The sequence below is a fragment of the Paenibacillus sp. NMA1017 genome (genome assembly GCF_058895805.1).
On record NZ_JBZXYR010000003.1, the window covers coordinates 344,834 to 361,939 of the forward strand.

General features: G+C 47.2%; 15 protein-coding genes. 11 read left to right on the plus strand and 4 right to left on the minus strand.

Translation table 11 applies throughout. The features are described from left to right. The first annotated feature begins 9 nt into the window (after positions 1–9). The 4 genes from AC5ELV_RS10290 to AC5ELV_RS10305 all read left to right on the plus strand — a co-directional run bounded on the left by AC5ELV_RS10290 (position 10) and on the right by AC5ELV_RS10305 (position 3,930). On the plus strand, positions 10–777 hold the full coding sequence (locus AC5ELV_RS10290) for an ABC transporter permease (RefSeq protein WP_493430103.1): 768 nt from the start codon (positions 10–12) through the stop codon (positions 775–777). A 213-nt stretch (positions 778–990) separates the two neighbouring features. Next, positions 991–2,223, plus strand: a complete 1,233-nt coding sequence (locus AC5ELV_RS10295) for an ABC transporter substrate-binding protein (RefSeq protein WP_493430104.1) — start codon at positions 991–993, stop codon at positions 2,221–2,223. A gap of 16 nt (positions 2,224–2,239) precedes the next feature. Beyond that, positions 2,240–3,106: a carbohydrate ABC transporter permease gene (locus AC5ELV_RS10300; RefSeq protein WP_053326352.1), complete on the plus strand. Its 867-nt coding sequence runs from the start codon at positions 2,240–2,242 to the stop codon at positions 3,104–3,106. Next, a complete protein-coding gene (locus AC5ELV_RS10305) occupies positions 3,106–3,930 on the plus strand; it encodes a carbohydrate ABC transporter permease (protein ID WP_023990874.1) in 825 nt (274 codons plus the stop codon). The genes AC5ELV_RS10300 and AC5ELV_RS10305 overlap by 1 nt, the downstream gene beginning before the upstream one ends. A gap of 108 nt (positions 3,931–4,038) precedes the next feature. Here AC5ELV_RS10305 and AC5ELV_RS10310 read toward each other — a convergent pair whose 3' ends face one another. The 3 genes from AC5ELV_RS10310 to AC5ELV_RS10320 all read right to left on the minus strand — a co-directional run bounded on the left by AC5ELV_RS10310 (position 4,039) and on the right by AC5ELV_RS10320 (position 7,508). Then, on the minus strand, positions 4,039–5,724 hold the full coding sequence (locus tag AC5ELV_RS10310) for a DUF4179 domain-containing protein (protein WP_493430105.1): 1,686 nt from the start codon (positions 5,722–5,724) through the stop codon (positions 4,039–4,041). Beyond that, on the minus strand, positions 5,684–6,244 hold the full coding sequence (locus AC5ELV_RS10315) for an RNA polymerase sigma factor (protein WP_493430106.1): 561 nt from the start codon (positions 6,242–6,244) through the stop codon (positions 5,684–5,686). The genes AC5ELV_RS10310 and AC5ELV_RS10315 overlap by 41 nt, the downstream gene beginning before the upstream one ends. Before the next feature lie 256 nt (positions 6,245–6,500). Next, positions 6,501–7,508 carry an acrylyl-CoA reductase family protein gene (locus AC5ELV_RS10320; RefSeq protein ID WP_493430107.1) on the minus strand — a complete coding sequence of 336 codons (1,008 nt, stop codon included), beginning with the start codon at positions 7,506–7,508 and terminating at the stop codon, positions 6,501–6,503. A gap of 357 nt (positions 7,509–7,865) precedes the next feature. Between AC5ELV_RS10320 and AC5ELV_RS10325 the strand changes: the two genes are divergently transcribed. Together AC5ELV_RS10325 and AC5ELV_RS10330 are read left to right on the plus strand one after the other, a co-directional pair. Further along, on the plus strand, positions 7,866–9,275 hold the full coding sequence (locus AC5ELV_RS10325) for an MATE family efflux transporter (RefSeq protein ID WP_023990870.1): 1,410 nt from the start codon (positions 7,866–7,868) through the stop codon (positions 9,273–9,275). Positions 9,276–9,530: 255 nt separating this feature from the next. Then, positions 9,531–10,544, plus strand: coding sequence for a LacI family DNA-binding transcriptional regulator (locus tag AC5ELV_RS10330; protein ID WP_076292743.1), 1,014 nt, complete (start codon positions 9,531–9,533; stop codon positions 10,542–10,544). A 178-nt stretch (positions 10,545–10,722) separates the two neighbouring features. Here the strand turns inward: AC5ELV_RS10330 and AC5ELV_RS10335 are convergent, their stop codons facing one another. After that, entirely contained in the window at positions 10,723–11,679 is a 957-nt protein-coding gene (locus AC5ELV_RS10335; RefSeq protein ID WP_493430108.1) for a sugar kinase, read from the minus strand. Positions 11,680–12,019: 340 nt separating this feature from the next. Between AC5ELV_RS10335 and kduI the strand changes: the two genes are divergently transcribed. The 5 genes from kduI (at position 12,020) to AC5ELV_RS10360 (ending at position 17,017) form a co-directional block, all read left to right on the plus strand. Then, complete coding sequence (gene kduI / locus AC5ELV_RS10340; protein ID WP_493430109.1) at positions 12,020–12,850, plus strand: 5-dehydro-4-deoxy-D-glucuronate isomerase; 831 nt, start codon at positions 12,020–12,022, stop codon at positions 12,848–12,850. Between the two features lie 78 nt (positions 12,851–12,928). Continuing rightward, the gene (locus AC5ELV_RS10345) at positions 12,929–13,573 is read left to right on the plus strand and encodes a bifunctional 2-keto-4-hydroxyglutarate aldolase/2-keto-3-deoxy-6-phosphogluconate aldolase (RefSeq protein ID WP_342427433.1); all 645 of its coding nucleotides are present in this window, start codon (positions 12,929–12,931) and stop codon (positions 13,571–13,573) included. Between the two features lie 49 nt (positions 13,574–13,622). Next, positions 13,623–14,399, plus strand: a complete 777-nt coding sequence (gene kduD, locus AC5ELV_RS10350) for a 2-dehydro-3-deoxy-D-gluconate 5-dehydrogenase KduD (protein ID WP_061831955.1) — start codon at positions 13,623–13,625, stop codon at positions 14,397–14,399. 247 nt (positions 14,400–14,646) lie between these two features. Continuing rightward, on the plus strand, positions 14,647–15,885 hold the full coding sequence (locus AC5ELV_RS10355) for a CynX/NimT family MFS transporter (RefSeq protein ID WP_493430110.1): 1,239 nt from the start codon (positions 14,647–14,649) through the stop codon (positions 15,883–15,885). Continuing rightward, positions 15,866–17,017 carry a winged helix-turn-helix domain-containing protein gene (locus AC5ELV_RS10360; RefSeq protein WP_493430111.1) on the plus strand — a complete coding sequence of 384 codons (1,152 nt, stop codon included), beginning with the start codon at positions 15,866–15,868 and terminating at the stop codon, positions 17,015–17,017. The genes AC5ELV_RS10355 and AC5ELV_RS10360 overlap by 20 nt, the downstream gene beginning before the upstream one ends. Positions 17,018–17,106: the final 89 nt, after the last annotated feature.

A 17,106-nucleotide genomic window follows, 5' to 3' on the forward strand; every position in this document is an offset into this window, starting at 1 on the left:
GATTTCCTCATGCTAGCAATCTGGCGAAGTGAAATGGAACGGATTTGGAATCGCAAATCCACTCTTTTATTATATATAGCCTATATATTCCTCGTGGTTGCAATTATATGGAGCCATAAAGTAACGGGTACAAAGGTCTTACGTTTTGGTGAAGGAACTGTGGTCGTAAATAATCTGAACCTGCCGTGGCTGATGATGAGTGAAGTTGCTTTATTTCTAATTACAGCAATCCTGCCCATTCTGTACGTGGATCAGTTAAGCGGCGATCTCTATTCTGGAGCGTATAGGCTATATATGCTACGACCGTATCGACGTTTTCAGTTTTGGCTTGCCAAGTTGCTCGCCCTATCAGCCTCAACGGTCATTTTTATGGGGACAAGTTTGCTTATAGGTGTTTTCGCTGGATGGTTGTTTTTCCCGCACAGCTCTACTTTTTTTAAATATGGTTCATCTATTGCCTCTTCCCCCTCAGACGCCGTACTCTATATACTTTCATTTTATTTGATATTAACGCTGGTTTGCTTGGTAAAGCTCATGTTGAGTAGCGCTGTATGTTTATTTATGTCACGGCCGCTATTTGCTTATATAGTGATTCTTATCCTATCCGTATTTCTCTTCGACTTGTTTAGGCCACTCATTATTTTAATGGACCCATTTCAGCAAATAATGCTTGCTTTAAGAGTAGAGGGTTCCTTTAATTTTTGGATGTGTGCAGGAGGGTTGATTCTGGTAAGTATCATGATTAGTTTTACACGGTGGCAAAAAAAGATTATTTAGAAATAAGACTATGTAACCTGAACATCATAAAAGTAAAAGAAAGATCCAAGCGACCGTTTGATGGTCAGCTGGATCTTTTTTTAATATTCAGTCCCGGAGCCAATTTTATTGTTGTAATGGCTGAAATGCGTTGTATCGTTTCTTTTCCATAAGGGACGGGTATTAATTGTCTAGTCCCGCATAGATTGACATAGGGGAAAAGGAGGTATGAGCATGTGGAGTTGGGGCAAAAAGCTGTCTACACTGGCGGCGATCCTTTTGTTAGCTGTTTTTGTAAGCGCATGCAACAAGGGCGATGCTTCGGGTAAGGTGAAAATTGAGTTTTTTCAAAACAAGCCGGAGGCCAAGGGTTCATTCGATAAGCTAATCTCTCAATTCAATCAGGAACATCCCGGTATTGAAGTGACACAGGTCAACCCGCCAGAGGCAGAGACCGTGTTATTGACCCGGGTTGTCAAAAACGATGTACCTGACATTGTAGGGCTTGGGGCCACCGATACCTACTCTATTTTGGCACAAAGCGGTATTTTTACAGATCTGGCGAATACAGAATTGCCACGTACGATTGACCCGATTTACCTCAAAATGCTTAAGGATGTGACCGGGGTTGATCCCGTGTATGGAATTCCTTATGCTGCGAATGCGAATGGTGTGATGTATAACAAAACGCTTTTCAAGGAAATGGGATTACGGGTGCCCAAAACGTGGGATGAGCTGATTGCAACGGCGCAAAAGATCAAGGCTGCTGGCAAAATCCCGTTCTATTTTACATATAAAGATGATTGGCAAACGAACCTCCCCTTTAATGCGCTGGGCCCGAATCTGGTGGGCATTGATTTTTTCCTGCAACGGCGTGAAAATCAGGTTACCTTTCAGGACAAGTATCGCGAGGTTGCTGAAAAGCAGCTGGAGCTATTGAAATACGGACATGGTGATAATTTTGGCAAAAACTATGCCGACGGTAATCGTGCCTTCGCTAACGGGCAGGGATTGATGTACATTCAGGGCTCGTGGGCCATATCTGAAATTCGCAAAGCCAATCCGAAAGTGGAGCTTGGTTTTTTCCCATTACCGACAGGGAATGACGAAAAGGCGGTCAAACTGGTGTCTGGCATAGATACGCTATTAGCCGTATCGGAGAGCACTCCGCATAAAAAGGAGGCCGAGGAGTTCATTGCCTTTTTGTTGAAGCCGGAAAATAGCAAGCAATACATTACAGAGCAAACGCTATTTTCGGCGGTGAAGGGAGTCACGCAGGATGATCCGAGTGTGGCGGAGCTGCTGCCGTATTTTAAATCGGGTCGCGTCATTGATTTTGCCGATCACTATATTCCCAAAGCGGTCCAATTGAATTCTATTGTGCAGGCCTTCCTGCAAAACAGAGACATCGACGCTTATCTGGCCAAGCTGGACAGTGAGTGGAATAAGGTAGCTAACCGCCGATAGGAGAGGAGGAGGAGACATGAATAAGCGACTAACGACTTTTTACTGGATGACGGTGCCGGCGGTGCTATTGTTTTTTGTATTTTTGACCTTGCCTGCCTTGCAGGGATTTTATTATTCGCTTACGAACTGGAATGGCTTTGGTCATCAGTATCACTTTGTCGGGTTTAAGAACTATATTAATTTGTTTCAGGACGACAATGTGGGGAACGCCTACTGGTTTACTTTCAAATTTGCGATTGTGGTTACCATTGCGACTAATATCCTTAGTTTGCTAATTGCGCTAGGGCTGAACGCTAAAATACGGTTTCGTAACTTTTTCCGCGGTATTTATTTTCTGCCTAATATTTTGAGCGTGCTAATCGTGGGTTACATATTCAATTACTTGTTCTCGAACGTGTTTACGATTTGGGGGCAAAATTTAGGTATTACCTCATTGTCGACGAACATTTTGGGCAGCGAACAACTGGCTTGGGTGGGGGTGGTCATCGTAGCTGTATGGCAGGGGATTGCCTTTAATACGATTCTCTATCTGGCCGGGCTGCAAACCATTCCGACAAGTCTGTATGAGGCGTCTAACCTGGACGGTGCGGGTAAATGGCGCGAATTTTGGAGCATTACTTTTCCGTTAATTGCACCGTTTTTTACGATCAATATGGTATTGGCGATGAAAAATTCCCTGATGGTGTTCGATCAGATCGTGGCTTTAACGAATGGCGGGCCGGGTCGGGCCACCCAGTCGATTTCCCACCTGATATACACCGGAGGCTTTAGAGGCGGAGAATTTGCTTATCAGTCGGCTAACTCTGTTATTTACTTTATCGTGATCGCGATCATTTCCATCTTACAGCTGCGATTCCTCCAGAGAAGGGAGATGGATAACTGATGAAAACGAGCAGACGTACCAACTGGCCTGTGCTGCTTCTGGTAGCGTTGGGGACAATATTTATTCTGTTTCCCCTCTATATGACGGTGACGATAGCACTTAAAAATCCCGAGCAGATGGCGCATTCCGCCTTTGCCTTTCCGACCGAGCTGCATTGGGAGAATTTTAGTCGTGCAGTGGAAATGACCAATTTCTTCAGCGCTTTTCAGAACAGTGTGATGGTCACGACATCGACGGTCATACTCACTTTGCTAACCAATTCAATGGTCGCTTATGCGATTGCCCGTAATATGCAGCGACGCTTTTTTAAGGGATTATATTTTTACTTTGTGAGCGCCATGTTTATTCCGTTCCCGATCATCATGCTGCCGATTGTAAAACTGGCCTCGGGCCTTCATATGACTAATCTGTTGGGTCTCATTATGCTGCATACGGTGTATGGTTTGGCGTTTAATGTCTTCGTGTATGTCGGTTATATTCGCTCCATTCCGGTGGCGTTGGAAGAGGCAGCCACGGTAGATGGTGCGACGACATGGGGGACTTTTTGGCGCATTATATTCCCGCTGATGGCGCCGATTAGTGCTACGGTGGGAATTCTCACTTGTCTGTCCACATATAACGACTTCCTGCTGCCGCTCATCATTATTAGCGATGCGGAGCAGTATACGCTACCGCTCGTCCAGTATGTATTTCAGGGGCAGTTCAATACCGACTTTAATCTGGCCTTTGCCTCATATCTGATGGCTTTGCTGCCGATGATTATCGTCTATCTGATTGCACAAAAATGGATCATCAATGGCGTTACGCAAGGTTCTGTGAAGTAGGGTAGGAGTCAATCGTTTCAGGCAGACTGTGCCTTGCTAGGAACATAAAAAGGGGCTCCCTATACCACGGTTTACACAGGTATAGAGGACCCTCTTTTTATAGCATTGCTATTTAGATGCCTCGCTGTTGCTTGTCAGATGCTGCAAGGATACGGTTGTCTCTGCTTCCGGGTCGTCCGTTGTATAGTAGAACATATAGATAGAAGCTTCCTTCCCTTTGAAGTTCTTGTAGACATCCACTGCCTTGTTATTGCCGTCTCCGGCAAAATTGGCTGTGATCGGCTTGCCAATGATCCGTTCTTTACCCAGACCAATATGCGTCTGGTTAATCCCTCCAAAGTGAGCGTCCTCGCTTTCGGTTTCTACGAATAAGTCTGATCCCTGTTTGTAGTAGGTCCACTTCACAGGATAGCCACCGATTTGCGTCGTTAGTGTCTGCTTTTGCTCAGAAATATCAGTTAAACGCTGTGGCGTTTTGTCATCCGAATGGGTCGTAACCTTGTATTTGCCTGTAAAAGTAATAGGAGTGTCCTTGGTAATCACAAGATGGGATGGTCGTTCAAAACGGATCGTATTCAGGTCGTGTTCCTGATCAGAAGAAGACCAGCGACTACCCGCTAACGATGTGCCGTTCACAGAAAGAAAGTATTTTTGATAAGGTAACATGGCGAATTTCTTCTCGCTTCTGATCGTGACACGGATTTGTGTCGGTGTGACAATCATTTGTTCCAGCATAAAATTCGGATTGCCGTTCTCGAATGGAATATTCAGCACGCTTTTCATTGTCCCGCTCTCCATTTTCTTTTTACTTAGCTGCAAGTCAAAGTTTATGGGTTCATGTATACTTTTCTCAGTTTGCGCATATTGCAGTTTGAAAGCAGTCTGTCCTTCCGGTATATCTGCTTTAGAAAAATATTGCTGTGCTGTATACTCCCCGTTATCTCCGGGTTTGCCAAAAGCCCCCCCAGGCCGCGACATCACAGGCTCGCCGCCTTTGTAAGCAACGATTTGCGGATTATCCCATCTCTTGGGTATCGACGAATCGAAGGTGATTGCCGAGGACAGCATCAGCTTATCCTTCCCTTGTTGAAATACCTGTACCTTCATATCTTGTAAACCGTTACGATCCAGCTTGAACGTCTGCATCCGAGGCGATGTGATATCGAGCGGCAATTCCAGTTCCTGAACGCTGGTGAGCTCCATATGATCTACAGTCAGCCGCACGTTTTCTGTTTCTTGCTGCGGTGTCCAGTCACTTTCGAAGTACCCGTTGTACCGTTGATTTTTCGGGTCCCATTGCTGAAAGTTGTATTCCCCTGCACTGCTTTCCCCCGCAGCACTTTTTAGCGATACGCCTTTGACATTCCAAAACTCGTTGTCTGCTCGTTTTCCAACTTCCAGGCTGTACAGAATCACAGTGCGGTTCTCATCGACAATAGCGGTATGCAGCGTCAGCTTCACTCCGTCTCTGGTTACGGATTGCTCCAGCTGCTGTCCGAGGCCTTGATTTAGTGCTGTCTGAATGCCGCTTCTTCCGTGCAGCAGATCGCCCCAGTTATAATGGATGGCGGCATAGACGGGAACGGCAACGAGAAGTGCACTCAGAGAGGCGGCGATAGCTATTTTGCGCCAATTTCTGTGTCGGTGCGGAGTGAATGAATCGGAAGTGTCGGTTAGCGTAGGGGCAGTATGCCCTGTCTGTTCCATCCGGTTCCACATTTCATCAAAGTCAGGATAGGCCATTTCCGAATCATCATTTAACTTGCGCTTCAATGCCTTTTCTACGTTGTTCATAGTTCTCTCCTTCCATCTCGGGAATTTGTACCCCTGCATCCCGCAGTATTTGCTCCAATAACTTTAGTCCTTTGTGAGTCCTCGATTTGACGGTTCCCAATAGAATTTCCAACAGTTTTGATATTTCCGCCAGTGTGAAATCATGCATATAGCGGAGTGTCAGCACAGCGCGGATTTTGGCTGGAAGGCGATTCATATAAACGGCCCATTCCTCTGCTGATTCGCGTTCTTCCACCAGCCTGTCTACAGACTTACCTTCCGCCCCGCTAAATAAATAGGGATTAGCCGATACTTTCAAATGCAGGCTTTTCCGGCGTTTAAGGTAATTCAGACAATGATTGACCGTAATTTTCATAATCCAGGCTTTTAGTTGTTCGATCTGTTCACGATTGCTGCGAAACAGGGTGATAAACACTTCCTGCGTTAAATCCTCTGCATCCGATGCGTTATGTACCATGTAGTAGCAGGTTCGGTATACATCTCGTTGATACAAATCAAACAACTCTCGATTGCTCTCCAATGATGTGCTCTCCTTTCTTGTGCAGTTTATCTATATAACAACTGAGGTCCTCATAAGGTTCATTTGGTTGCGAAAAGTAAACCGTCCGATTCGATATATTTTGTTTTTCTTCAAATGTACCACACGAAAAAAAGAAGCCTGTAAATCTCAAAACTGCAGATTTACAGGCTTCTTACATGTTCCTAAGCTAGACCCTATGGGATGACACTTCTTCACGCAAAAACACGTCAATGGATAGCTTGCGGACTTACTCCGCTTAGTCAACCAGCCGTACAAGCGTTCTTCCTTGCGAGCGGGCTGCAAGGATGTCTTCGAGCGCGCTTGGCAGGTCAGCCAATCCGACTTCGCGCTCAACGAGCTGCTCCAGCTGTTCCGGCTTCCATTCGCTGCCGATTCGCTTCCAGAGCGCTACGCGAGTGTCGTATGGGCAGAAGACGGAGTCTATGCCCAGCAGACTTACGCCGCGCAAAATAAACGGCAGCACTGTCGTAGGCAGCTTGGTGCCTGCCGTCAGGCCGCTCACGGCAACAGAGCCGTTGTAGGCAATCTGGCTGAGCAGCGAAGCGAGCGGCTCTCCGCCTACAGGATCAACAGCCGCTTGCCAAAGCTGCTTGCTTAGCGGGCGGATGCTCTCCGCACCGTCGTAGACCTCCTCGCGGGAAATAACCTCGGCTGCTCCGAGCGCTTTGAGGTAATCATGCGCATCGGCCTTGCCACTGCTGGCTACGACATGATAGCCCCTCTTGTTCAGCAAGGCAATGGCTGCCCCGCCTACGCCGCCCGTCGCTCCGGTGACGAGTACCTTCCCCTGCTCCGGTGTAACGCCGTTTTGTTCCAGTCGATATAACGACAGGGCTGCGGTGAACCCGGCTGTCCCGAAAATCATCGCCTCTCTCGGCGTGAGTCCGTCTGGAAGTGGAACCACCCAGTCCGCAGGCACGCGTGCATATTGGCTGAATCCTCCGAATTGAGACACACCCAGCCCGTATCCGGTAACGAGCACCGCTTGTCCTTCGCTAAAGCGGCTGTCCTCCGAAGAGACGACGGTTCCCGAGCAATCTATGCCTGGTACGAACGGATAGGATTTGACAATATTGCCGTCCTTGCGGGCAGCAAGCCCATCTTTATAATTGATGCTGGAATAAGCGACACGAATCAATACTTCTCCAGCAGGTAAACTGCCAGCTTCCAGAGAACGTACCTCTGCTTGAACTTCACCGTCCTGCGTCTGATCGACGACAAGAGCTTGAAATGATTGAGTCATCTGTAAAAGCCTCCTTTATTACCTTTTAACCCTATGAATGTCCTATATATTCCATCTTTAATTCACAAATTAAGCTTAGGAAGCATACAACAATCTGCACAACCTGTCAGCGGCAATGCTCACAGGCTCGTATTCTATTATACTCTTTAGCTCATAATTACGTCGAAAAGACCAGATTCCTGGTATATTCTTGCAATACTCTGTTTCAATAAAGTTCGATAATCAATTATAAAGAGGGTGATAAATGAATTCTTACGCATTTTGCAAATCATTTTACGTAAACGGGATGTATTTTCAGAATGACTGTGCTAACATACCTTTTGATCGTTAAATAAATCTATGAAGAAAGGTGAATGAATGACAACCAGAGCACTAAAAAAAGGTTCGGTATTGTCCGAAGCTAAGGAACTGAATTTGTTCCGTTTAACATGGCCTATTTTCCTTGAATTGTTTCTGTTTATGCTAATGGGGAGCGTCGACACGTTCATGATCAGTTCTGTATCTGATAATGCAGTGTCGGGTGTGGGCGCGTCCAATCAAATTATTTCAATTGCCATCCTTGTACTGGAGGTTATCGGCAACGGCGCTGCTATCGTCGTAGCTCAATATATCGGTTCTAAGAAACTAGTCGAAGCGGCCCAGGTTACAGGTACGGCCATTACGTTGAATTTGATGGTAGGTCTTTTACTTAGCGTAATTTTTCTTGTATTTGGTACGCACATGTTGCAATGGCTGAATGTCCAGGGTGAGATTCTGGCTTACGCGGAGTCGTATATGAGCATCGTCGGGGGTGCCATTTTTCTTCAAGCATTGATTAATGCGCTGGCGGCGACCATTCGTACGCACGGTTTTACCAAAGAAACGATGTATGTATCGGTATTTATGAACGTGATCCACGTGGTCGGCAACTATGTTTTGATTTTTGGGCATTGGGGAATGCCTGCACTTGGAGTAGAGGGTGCTGCTATTTCTACAGTAGGTAGCCGCTTTATTTGTCTCTTAATCTTCTTCTGGCTGATGTACCGGGTCACTGAGGTTCGTGTCGAGTGGAAGTATTACGTCCAATTGTCCAAAAAGTTCATCTCTAAAATATTGCGCATTGGTGTACCATCCGCGCTGGAGTCCATTATGTATCAGTCGTGTCAGCTCATCTTCACACTGTACGTGACTTATCTGGGCGCAGAAGCGATGGCGACACGTCAATATGCGAATAATATTTCAAGCTATATTTACTTGTTCAGTATGGCAGTCGGTATGGGTACAGCTATTGTGGTAGGAAGGCTCGTGGGAGCGAGACAGAAGGATACTGCCTATAAACGTGTACTGACCAGTGTGAAATGGGCGCTGCTCGTGACCGTGATTATTGATGCGGTGGTCATCTTTTTCCGTGTTCCCTTGCTTGGTTTGTTCACGGAAAACCCTGAAATTATTCGTTTGGGAGCACAGGTCATTTTACTTAGCATTCTGCTAGAAACTGGCCGGACAACGAATATCGTCATTATTAACTCGTTGCGTGCTGCTGGAGATGCGAAGTTCCCGGTCTTTATGGGTCTGATCTCCATGGTCTGCATGAGCTTGCCGCTTGGTTATCTGCTTGTGTTCAAGCTGGACATGGGGCTCGCCGGTGTGTGGCTGGCGATTGCTGCTGATGAATGGACTCGTGCTGTCATCATGTATGCCCGCTGGAAAAGCCGATTATGGGAAAAGCATGCGCTGGTCGAGCACGATACACCAGATCAGTCTGCAACGCCCGTTCCGGCACACTGATCCGAGTAGTATTTAGGGCCAGCTGGAACCTAGCTTTTCGATAGAGTTGTGGACGGGGAGGCAGTTCAAGAGAACATCTTGAGCTGCCTCTTTTTGCTGCTGGTGAACCATACTTCTGCATGGCGGCACGATAGGCAATTTTGAAGTTTGACTTTATCATAATGGCATTCATAAATAGAAGTATGGTAAATTTACTAAAAAAAAGATATACTTTTGTTGCACTAACGCAGTACATGAAAGACAAGGAGTGTACCGATGAAGAAGCCGACGATTGAAGATGTTGCCCAGAAGGCAGGAGTGTCTAAAAGCACTGTCTCGCAATTTCTGAACAAACGATATAAATATATGAGCGACCAGACCAGAGACCGGATTGCCGAGGTTATTCAAGAGCTGAACTATCAGCCTAACGGGCTGGCCCGCAGCTTGAAGCAAAACCGGACGTTTATGGTGGGGGTCATTGTAGCCAACATTGATTATACTCTTTCGATCCAGTCTATCCGTGCGATTGAGGAGGAATTGCAGCGTTTTGGCATTCAGGTGATCATTTGCAACGCTGATGAAAATCCGGACAAGGAGGGCCAGTATATTGAGATGCTCAAGGCTCGGCAGGTGGACGGCCTGATCATCTTCCCGACAGGCAAGCATGCAGATATTTACAACCAGCTCATTCGTGAAAAGTATCCATTAGTGTTTTTGGACCGTTTGGTAGACGGGGTAAATACGCGCAGCCTGCTGCTGGATAACGAAATGGCGATTAAGCTGGCGATTCAGGAACTTGTGGCTCACAAACATGAGCGAATTGCGCTGATTACTTTGCCCCTTGGCTTGAATCGGATTACTCCACGAGTGGAGCGGCTCAGCGGATACAAAAAGGCGCTGGAGGAGCATGGCTTGCCATTTCGAGAAGAGTATATGCGCAGTGTGCCAAGAGAAGAAATCCAGCAGACGCTGAAGGAGTTGTTCCAGCTGCCAGAGCCGCCGACTGCGCTGTTGGCCGGGAATGATATTGTGCTAGCAGAGGTGCTGAAATATGTGAATGCGCGCCGTATACGCATTCCGGTAGAGTTGTCTATTATCGGGATTGACGATGCGGAGTTTGCCCATATTTACAATCCGCCGATTACGACCATTACACAACCGATTGCGGATATGGGGAAGCAAGCGGCAAAGACGCTGCTGTCCAGCATTGAGGAAGGCGGCGAATCGGTTCCGATTATTTACCGATTTGTGCCGGATATCAATCGGGGAGAATCCGTCAAAACGCTGTAGACGAGCATCATGTCATATATTAAAAATAGCCCGTATTCCTTTGTACGACCTGAGTATGCGTATGCTGCTCAGGTCACACAAATGCGAATACGGGCTATTGAAGGTTAAGGCCGACTTCTTTCGGCCTTGTTGAGCTTGCGCTAATAGCGGTGAAGGTTATGCGGGGAATGAACCCGGACTAATTCGTGCTGGCGCTGAGTAAAAAGGATTCCAGTTCGGCTCGCGTCGGATAGCCGTCCATGTCTCCGGCTGACATGACAGCCAGCGCACCAAGTGCATTACCGCGTTTAACCGCTTCTGCCAAGGGCAAGCCTTCCAGCAATGCGCTGATAACACCTGCGGCAAAACCGTCACCCGCACCGACGGTATCAACGACATGCTCTACGCGGAAGCGTTTGACGTATCCCTCAGTATCTGCGGATTTGTAATATGCGCCTTCGGTTCCCAGCTTGATGATGACCAGCGAGGTACCTCGGTCAAGATAGAAGGAAGCGATATCCTCCGGTGAGGTGTAACCTGTCAATATTTTACCTTCATGAATCCCAGGTAGAAGCCAGTCGCACCCCTCAGATGCCTCATTAATCGCCTCCACCATCGTTTGCGTGTCAGGCCATAATTTGGGTCTGAGGTTGGGATCAAAGGATACGGTTTTGCCAGCCTTTTTCATAAATTGCCGCGCATGTCGTGCGAAATCACGGCACTCAGGGGAGAGGGCGACAGAAATACCTGTAAAATGCAGATGGCGAGCTCCGGAAAAGTAAGCCTCGTTAAAATCAGCGATGCTTAATGTGGAAGCGGCAGAATGTTTGCGGAAGTATTCCACCTCGGGGTCCCCACTTGTAACTTTGGATTTAATCAGCATTCCGGTAGAGTGGTCTTTGGTAAACATGACGTTCTGTGTGTCGATCCCTTCCTGACGTAGTGCATCGGCAATGAACTTGCCGAACGTATCCTCGCCGAGTTTGGTCACGAGTCCCGCCCGTAGACCCAAACGCGCCAAACCGGCTGAAACATTTGTCTCTGCCCCGGCCAACGCTTTGGTGAATGAACGCACCTCATCCAGAGAGCCTGCTTCATTGGCATAAAACATGGCCATCGGTTCTCCGAAGGTAACAGCATCCAATGTTGCGGTCATTTGAATTCCTCCTTATGTTTAGTAAACTCAATCTGTAAGCGCATGCACCAATTGAATAAATTGAAATTATCACATAAATCGGTTTTTCACAATGATGAAGTTGATATATTTGCTAAAAACTTTTTGGGGAATATAGATAAAAAAATGCGATTTTGTTTATCAAAAGGTAAAAAGCGTGTAAAACTTCGTGTGTATTAAGGGTTTTTCTAGGAATAGTGAAGTTTTGGGTTGACACCCTCTTAGATAATTATTACAATTCTAGCTAAGAAGTAGAGTTAGAAACCGCTTTTATAACAATTCCGTTGATAAAAAAGTTTATCTAAACAGGAGGAATGTTTTTATGGAAATGCGTTATTCAACTCATCCCGAACATGCCAAGCATTTTACGACTGAAGAGTTGCGTCAGCACTATCTGATCCAGGAACTGTTTGTACCTGAGGAGGTAAAGTTGGTCTATACGCATGAAGATCGTGTCATTATCGGGGGCATTTATCCCGTGAATAAATCTGTTGCACTGGAAGGTAACGATCAAATTAAAGCGGAAACTTTCCTGGAGCGCCGCGAACTGGGCATTTTTAATGTCGGGGGCAGCGGTACCGTTAAGGTGGACGGTGAAACTTACGAGCTGGCCACAAAAGACTGTCTCTACGTAGGTAAAGGTGGCAAGGAGTTGATCTTTGAAAGCGATTCCAGTGTAAAGCCTGCGAAATTTTATATCGTTTCAGCTTTGGCTCATACCACGTATCCGACGACGAAGCAGTCTTTTGCCGATGTACCTTCTGAAAGTCTGGGTTCGCAGGAATCAGCCAACAACCGCACGTTGCGTCGCTTTATCCATGATGAAGGCATTCAAAGTTGCCAATTGGTTATGGGGATGACGACGTTGGAAAACGGCAGTGTGTGGAACTCCATGCCGACACATGTTCATGACCGTCGTATGGAAGTATATTTCTACTTTGAACTGGATGAGAACGCGAGAATGTTCCACCTGATGGGTGAACCGAACGAAACGCGCCATCTGGTGATGAAAAATGATGAAGCCGTTATTTCTCCACCTTGGTCTATCCACTGCGGTGCGGCTACGGGCAGCTATACCTTCATTTGGGGCATGGCTGGTGAAAATAAAACATACAAAGACATGGATCAGGTTGCCATGAGCGAGTTGCGTTAATCCGATCAGTGTATTGGAGCGTAGACCTGCAAGCGGCTGAGGTACATGGTCATCCCATTCGTGGAAAGGATCAGGAACATGACGAAAAAGAAAGTTTTGGAACATATCACTTCAGTAGGTGTCGTCGCAGTCATTCGGGGAAACACAGCGGAGGAAGCATATCTAATGTCTAAAGCCTGCATTGAAGGCGGCTTGGATAATATTGAGCTTACGTTTACGACGCCGGATGCGGATCAGGTCATTCGAAGATTGAGAGACGAATTTAAGGATCGGGCAGTGATTGGTGCAGGAACGGTACTGGAGTCACTGACGGCAAGAATTGCTATTCTAGCCGGAGCAGAGTTTGTCGTGAGTCCTTCTTTTGAAGAAGAGACAGCGAAGCTATGCAATTTGTATGCGATTCCTTATATGCCCGGCTGTATGACGCTGAATGAGATCAAGGAAGCCATGAAATTGGGTAGCGATGTCGTGAAGTTGTTCCCAGGCAGTGCGATGGGGGCGGACTTTGTGAAGGCCGTCAGAGGTCCAATGCCTCATGTACAGATTATGCCAACTGGTGGCGTTGATCTGGACAATATGGAAACCTGGCTGCGTAACGGATGTGTGGCCGTGGGAATTGGGGGCAATTTGACGGCTCCGGCCAAGGATGGTCGCTACGACTTGATCACAGAAAATGCAGCACGTTATGTAGCTAAATATAAGGAAGTACGTGCAGCGCTGTAGGCTTCGGGAATTATAGGTTTTTATACTAATTTGTGATGGAGGCGTAGGCATGGGTCTGGACAATTTTTCACTGGATTTTTTCAGTCTAAAAGGTAAAACGGCGATTGTAACAGGAGGCAACACTGGTTTGGGTCAAGGATATTCCGTAGCTTTGGCCAAAGCAGGTGCAAATCTGTTTATTGTAGCTAACAATGATGAATATGAAGAAACAAGACGTTTGCTGGAGCCAACGGGTGTGAAGGTTGCCTTTTATCAGGCTGATCTGACAGAGAAAGAATCCATTAAAAAAATTGTAGAAGAATGCGTCAATGAATTCGGTAAAATTGATATCCTTGTAAACAATGCGGGTACGATTCGTCGCGCCCCTCTGCTGGAGTATAAAGATGAGGATTGGGACGCTGTCATGGAGATTAACCTGAATGCCGTATATCACCTGAGCCAGGAAGTGGCAAAGGTGATGGTAGAGCAAAAAAGCGGGAAGATTATCAATGTCGCTTCTATGCTTGCTTTTCAGGGTGGCAAGTTCGTTCCACCGTATACAGCGAGCAAGCATGCGGTAGCTGGTTTGACCAAGGCATTTGCGAACGAGCTGGCGGTTCATAACGTTCAGATTAATGCGATTGCGCCGGGTTATATTGCTACGGCAAACACGGCTCCAATCCGTGCGGATGAAAGTCGCAATCAAGAAATCTTATCGCGTATTCCTGCGGGTCGTTGGGGCGATCCGTCTGATTTGATGGGAGTTGTGGTTTTCCTCGCCAGTCAGGGTTCCGACTATATGAACGGTCATATCTTGGCGGTGGACGGCGGCTGGTTGGTACGTTAAGCAGCGCTGGTCGCATCGAAGTTTATGAACTGAAAGCTGCCTCAAAAGGAAACTATCCTTTCAGGCAGCTTTTATTTTTTCAATGAAGCTATATGCTGAACTTGAAGACTTGGGGCGTTGTGTCGATCCGTCCTATGCATATGGCACGAATGCCTTTATAATTTAATGAGATAAAAATTGCTAGGCTCCAGCCGTACACTTGGTTGGAGCCTTTGAGCATAACACAGATGGATTGGAGAATGGAGAGATGAGTTCACAGCAACACCAACGAGCCTTGGTATACAAATCTTTGTGGCATGCCGGTCCTTGGGTGCTTGCCGTAGGGATCATTCTTGTAGGTGCCAATCTGCGCGCCTCGATTACCTCGGTAGGACCTCTTATCGGTTTGATTAAGGATTCTTTGCATATTTCGAATACACTGAGTGGCCTATTAACGACATTGCCGTTGCTGGCTTTTGCCCTGTTGTCGCCTTTTGTAGCCAAACTGTCGCGCCGCTTCGGGTCGCCTCTTATTATTTTTGCAGCCTTGCTGCTGTTGACCGCAGGTATTGTGGTGCGCTCAACGCTGGGGGTGACCGCATTATTTGTCGGGACCGCCATGCTGGGACTGGCTATTGCCGTCTGTAATGTGTTGCTGCCCAGTTTGATCAAAGAGGAGTTTCCTCGCAACAGCGGACTGATGACCGGTGTATATTCAGTATCTATGAACGTGGTCGCTGCAACCGCATCTGGCTTGAGTATACCGCTGGCTCTGAACGGAGGTATGGGATGGCGCGGTGCTTTGGGAATATGGGGGATTGTAGGTGTCGTAGGGATTTTACTCTGGGTGCCACAACTCCTTAAGGCAGGGAAAACGGCTAATAAAGCGGTGGTGTCTGCCCGAACTGTAAATGTGTATAAATCGTCTTTGGCTTGGAAGGTGACTCTGTTTATGGGGTTGCAATCTGCCTTGTTCTATGTTCCTGCCGCCTGGTTTCCTGAAATGATGAGCGGACAGGGGATGGATTCAGAGACTGCGGGATGGATGCTGTCCGTGCTGCAGTTTTCACAAATGCCATTTACTTTTATTGTGCCTATTTGGGCGGCACGGGTGAAGGATCAGCGGGTATTGGTTCTGATTATGGCTGCCCTGTATTTTATCGGTCTGGGTGGATTTCTGCTTGGGGCAACACAGTGGAGTGTGATTTGGGTCATTTGTATCGGTATAGCGGGTGGTTTTGCTTTCCCGTTAGTGATGATGTTTTTTAATTTGCGGACGCGGACACCGCAGCAGGCAGCAGAGTTGTCAGGTATGGCTCAATCCTTTGGGTATTTGTTGGCAGCGACAGGACCGACGCTGTTCGGTTATTTGCATGATGCGACACAAGGCTGGACAATTCCGCTGCTACTGCTCTTGTGCCTGAGTGTTCTGCTTATGTTTATAGGGCTGGGTGCAGCCAAGAAACGATATGTCGGAGGCGAGGTGGATGATCAGACTGCAATTTGATGCAGACGGTTACAGTGTGATCTGTAATGCAGGTCGTGTTATGTTGTTGGCTAAAGAGTTTGCGCTGTTGCACTTTCTGTACGATAACCGGAATCAGGTGTTCACCCGGGAACAACTGCTGGATCGGGTGTGGCCGCTGGAGTATCCGGTGGAGCGTACGGTGGATGATCATATCTACAGATTGCGCAAAAAACTGAAGTCATGGGATGTGCTCCGTATTCATACGGTTAGAGGGTATGGCTACAGCTTGACCTTGACTGACGTGCAGCCACAGAATCATCCGTCCTTGCACGATCAGGAGGTGCAGGACGCTGTACATGGATTATTCCGGAAATACCAACTGTTGGGGCAAGGGAATTCTATCGTAGCGCTGGCTGCCCAGCAGGAGCAGATGGGTTTTGAATTATCTGTCTTTTATCAAATGTATACCCGTTTTGTACAGGCGGATGTGCCTTGGTTCTTGGAGCGGGAGGACTTTGCTTCCGCAGATCGATTGTATTGGATGCTGCTGCTATATATGTGCTCAGCAGGGGTGATGGATGAGGGGCTTGTCTTATGTGAGCGTGTGCTTTCCAGTGGATTGCTATCCAGTGAACAGGAACGGGAATTACGTATTCTCAACATCCTGGAGGCTTATGTAGAGAGTGGACAACCTGAACGCGCACAGGAAGGTCTGCCACTGACCATGATGGTCATGGAGCGAGATAATCTCGATAATTTTGTGATGCCTGTTGCGCTGATGGAGATGTATATGCATCTGGTTGCCAATCATATGGAAAAGGCTGCGGAACTGTCTGATCGTCTGGAAGGCATGCTGTCGGAGGCTCCGTATTTGCGTGAACTGGGCCGTTATCGCATGATGCGCGGACTTATGCTGTTGCGTACCGGAGATGTGGATAACGCCGAGCGGCTCATGGATGAGGGATTGGATACCCTTGATATGGCTAAACAGGAATTGCTAAAAATCAAGGCGGTCTGCCAAATCCGCTCGTTCCTGAAGCTTTGCGGTTCCTATCCAGCGCTGGAAGAGAAGTATGCAGCTCAATATGATCGGCTTGACCGGGATAACGGTTTAACACTGCATCGTCCAGCGCTAAGACGCTGGTTGGAGCAGACACTTTCTGTCGTCTGATGTTTTTAGCTGTCTGATTTTCCTCTGATGTAGACCCACTAGAATGTTCTTATTGCTAAAGAAGCTGAAAATGAGAGCAGGGTGAGTAG

Coding starts and splice junctions, on each gene's coding strand:
- AC5ELV_RS10290 (WP_493430103.1), top strand. CDS start 10: ATGCTAGCAATCTGGCGAAGTGAAATGGAACGGATTTGGAATCGCAAA.
- AC5ELV_RS10295 (WP_493430104.1), top strand. CDS start 991: ATGTGGAGTTGGGGCAAAAAGCTGTCTACACTGGCGGCGATCCTTTTG.
- AC5ELV_RS10300 (WP_053326352.1), top strand. CDS start 2,240: ATGAATAAGCGACTAACGACTTTTTACTGGATGACGGTGCCGGCGGTG.
- AC5ELV_RS10305 (WP_023990874.1), top strand. CDS start 3,106: ATGAAAACGAGCAGACGTACCAACTGGCCTGTGCTGCTTCTGGTAGCG.
- AC5ELV_RS10310 (WP_493430105.1), bottom strand. CDS start 5,724: ATGAACAACGTAGAAAAGGCATTGAAGCGCAAGTTAAATGATGATTCG.
- AC5ELV_RS10320 (WP_493430107.1), bottom strand. CDS start 7,508: ATGACTCAATCATTTCAAGCTCTTGTCGTCGATCAGACGCAGGACGGT.
- AC5ELV_RS10325 (WP_023990870.1), top strand. CDS start 7,866: ATGACAACCAGAGCACTAAAAAAAGGTTCGGTATTGTCCGAAGCTAAG.
- AC5ELV_RS10330 (WP_076292743.1), top strand. CDS start 9,531: ATGAAGAAGCCGACGATTGAAGATGTTGCCCAGAAGGCAGGAGTGTCT.
- AC5ELV_RS10335 (WP_493430108.1), bottom strand. CDS start 11,679: ATGACCGCAACATTGGATGCTGTTACCTTCGGAGAACCGATGGCCATG.
- kduI (WP_493430109.1), top strand. CDS start 12,020: ATGGAAATGCGTTATTCAACTCATCCCGAACATGCCAAGCATTTTACG.
- AC5ELV_RS10345 (WP_342427433.1), top strand. CDS start 12,929: ATGACGAAAAAGAAAGTTTTGGAACATATCACTTCAGTAGGTGTCGTC.
- kduD (WP_061831955.1), top strand. CDS start 13,623: ATGGGTCTGGACAATTTTTCACTGGATTTTTTCAGTCTAAAAGGTAAA.
- AC5ELV_RS10355 (WP_493430110.1), top strand. CDS start 14,647: ATGAGTTCACAGCAACACCAACGAGCCTTGGTATACAAATCTTTGTGG.
- AC5ELV_RS10360 (WP_493430111.1), top strand. CDS start 15,866: ATGATCAGACTGCAATTTGATGCAGACGGTTACAGTGTGATCTGTAAT.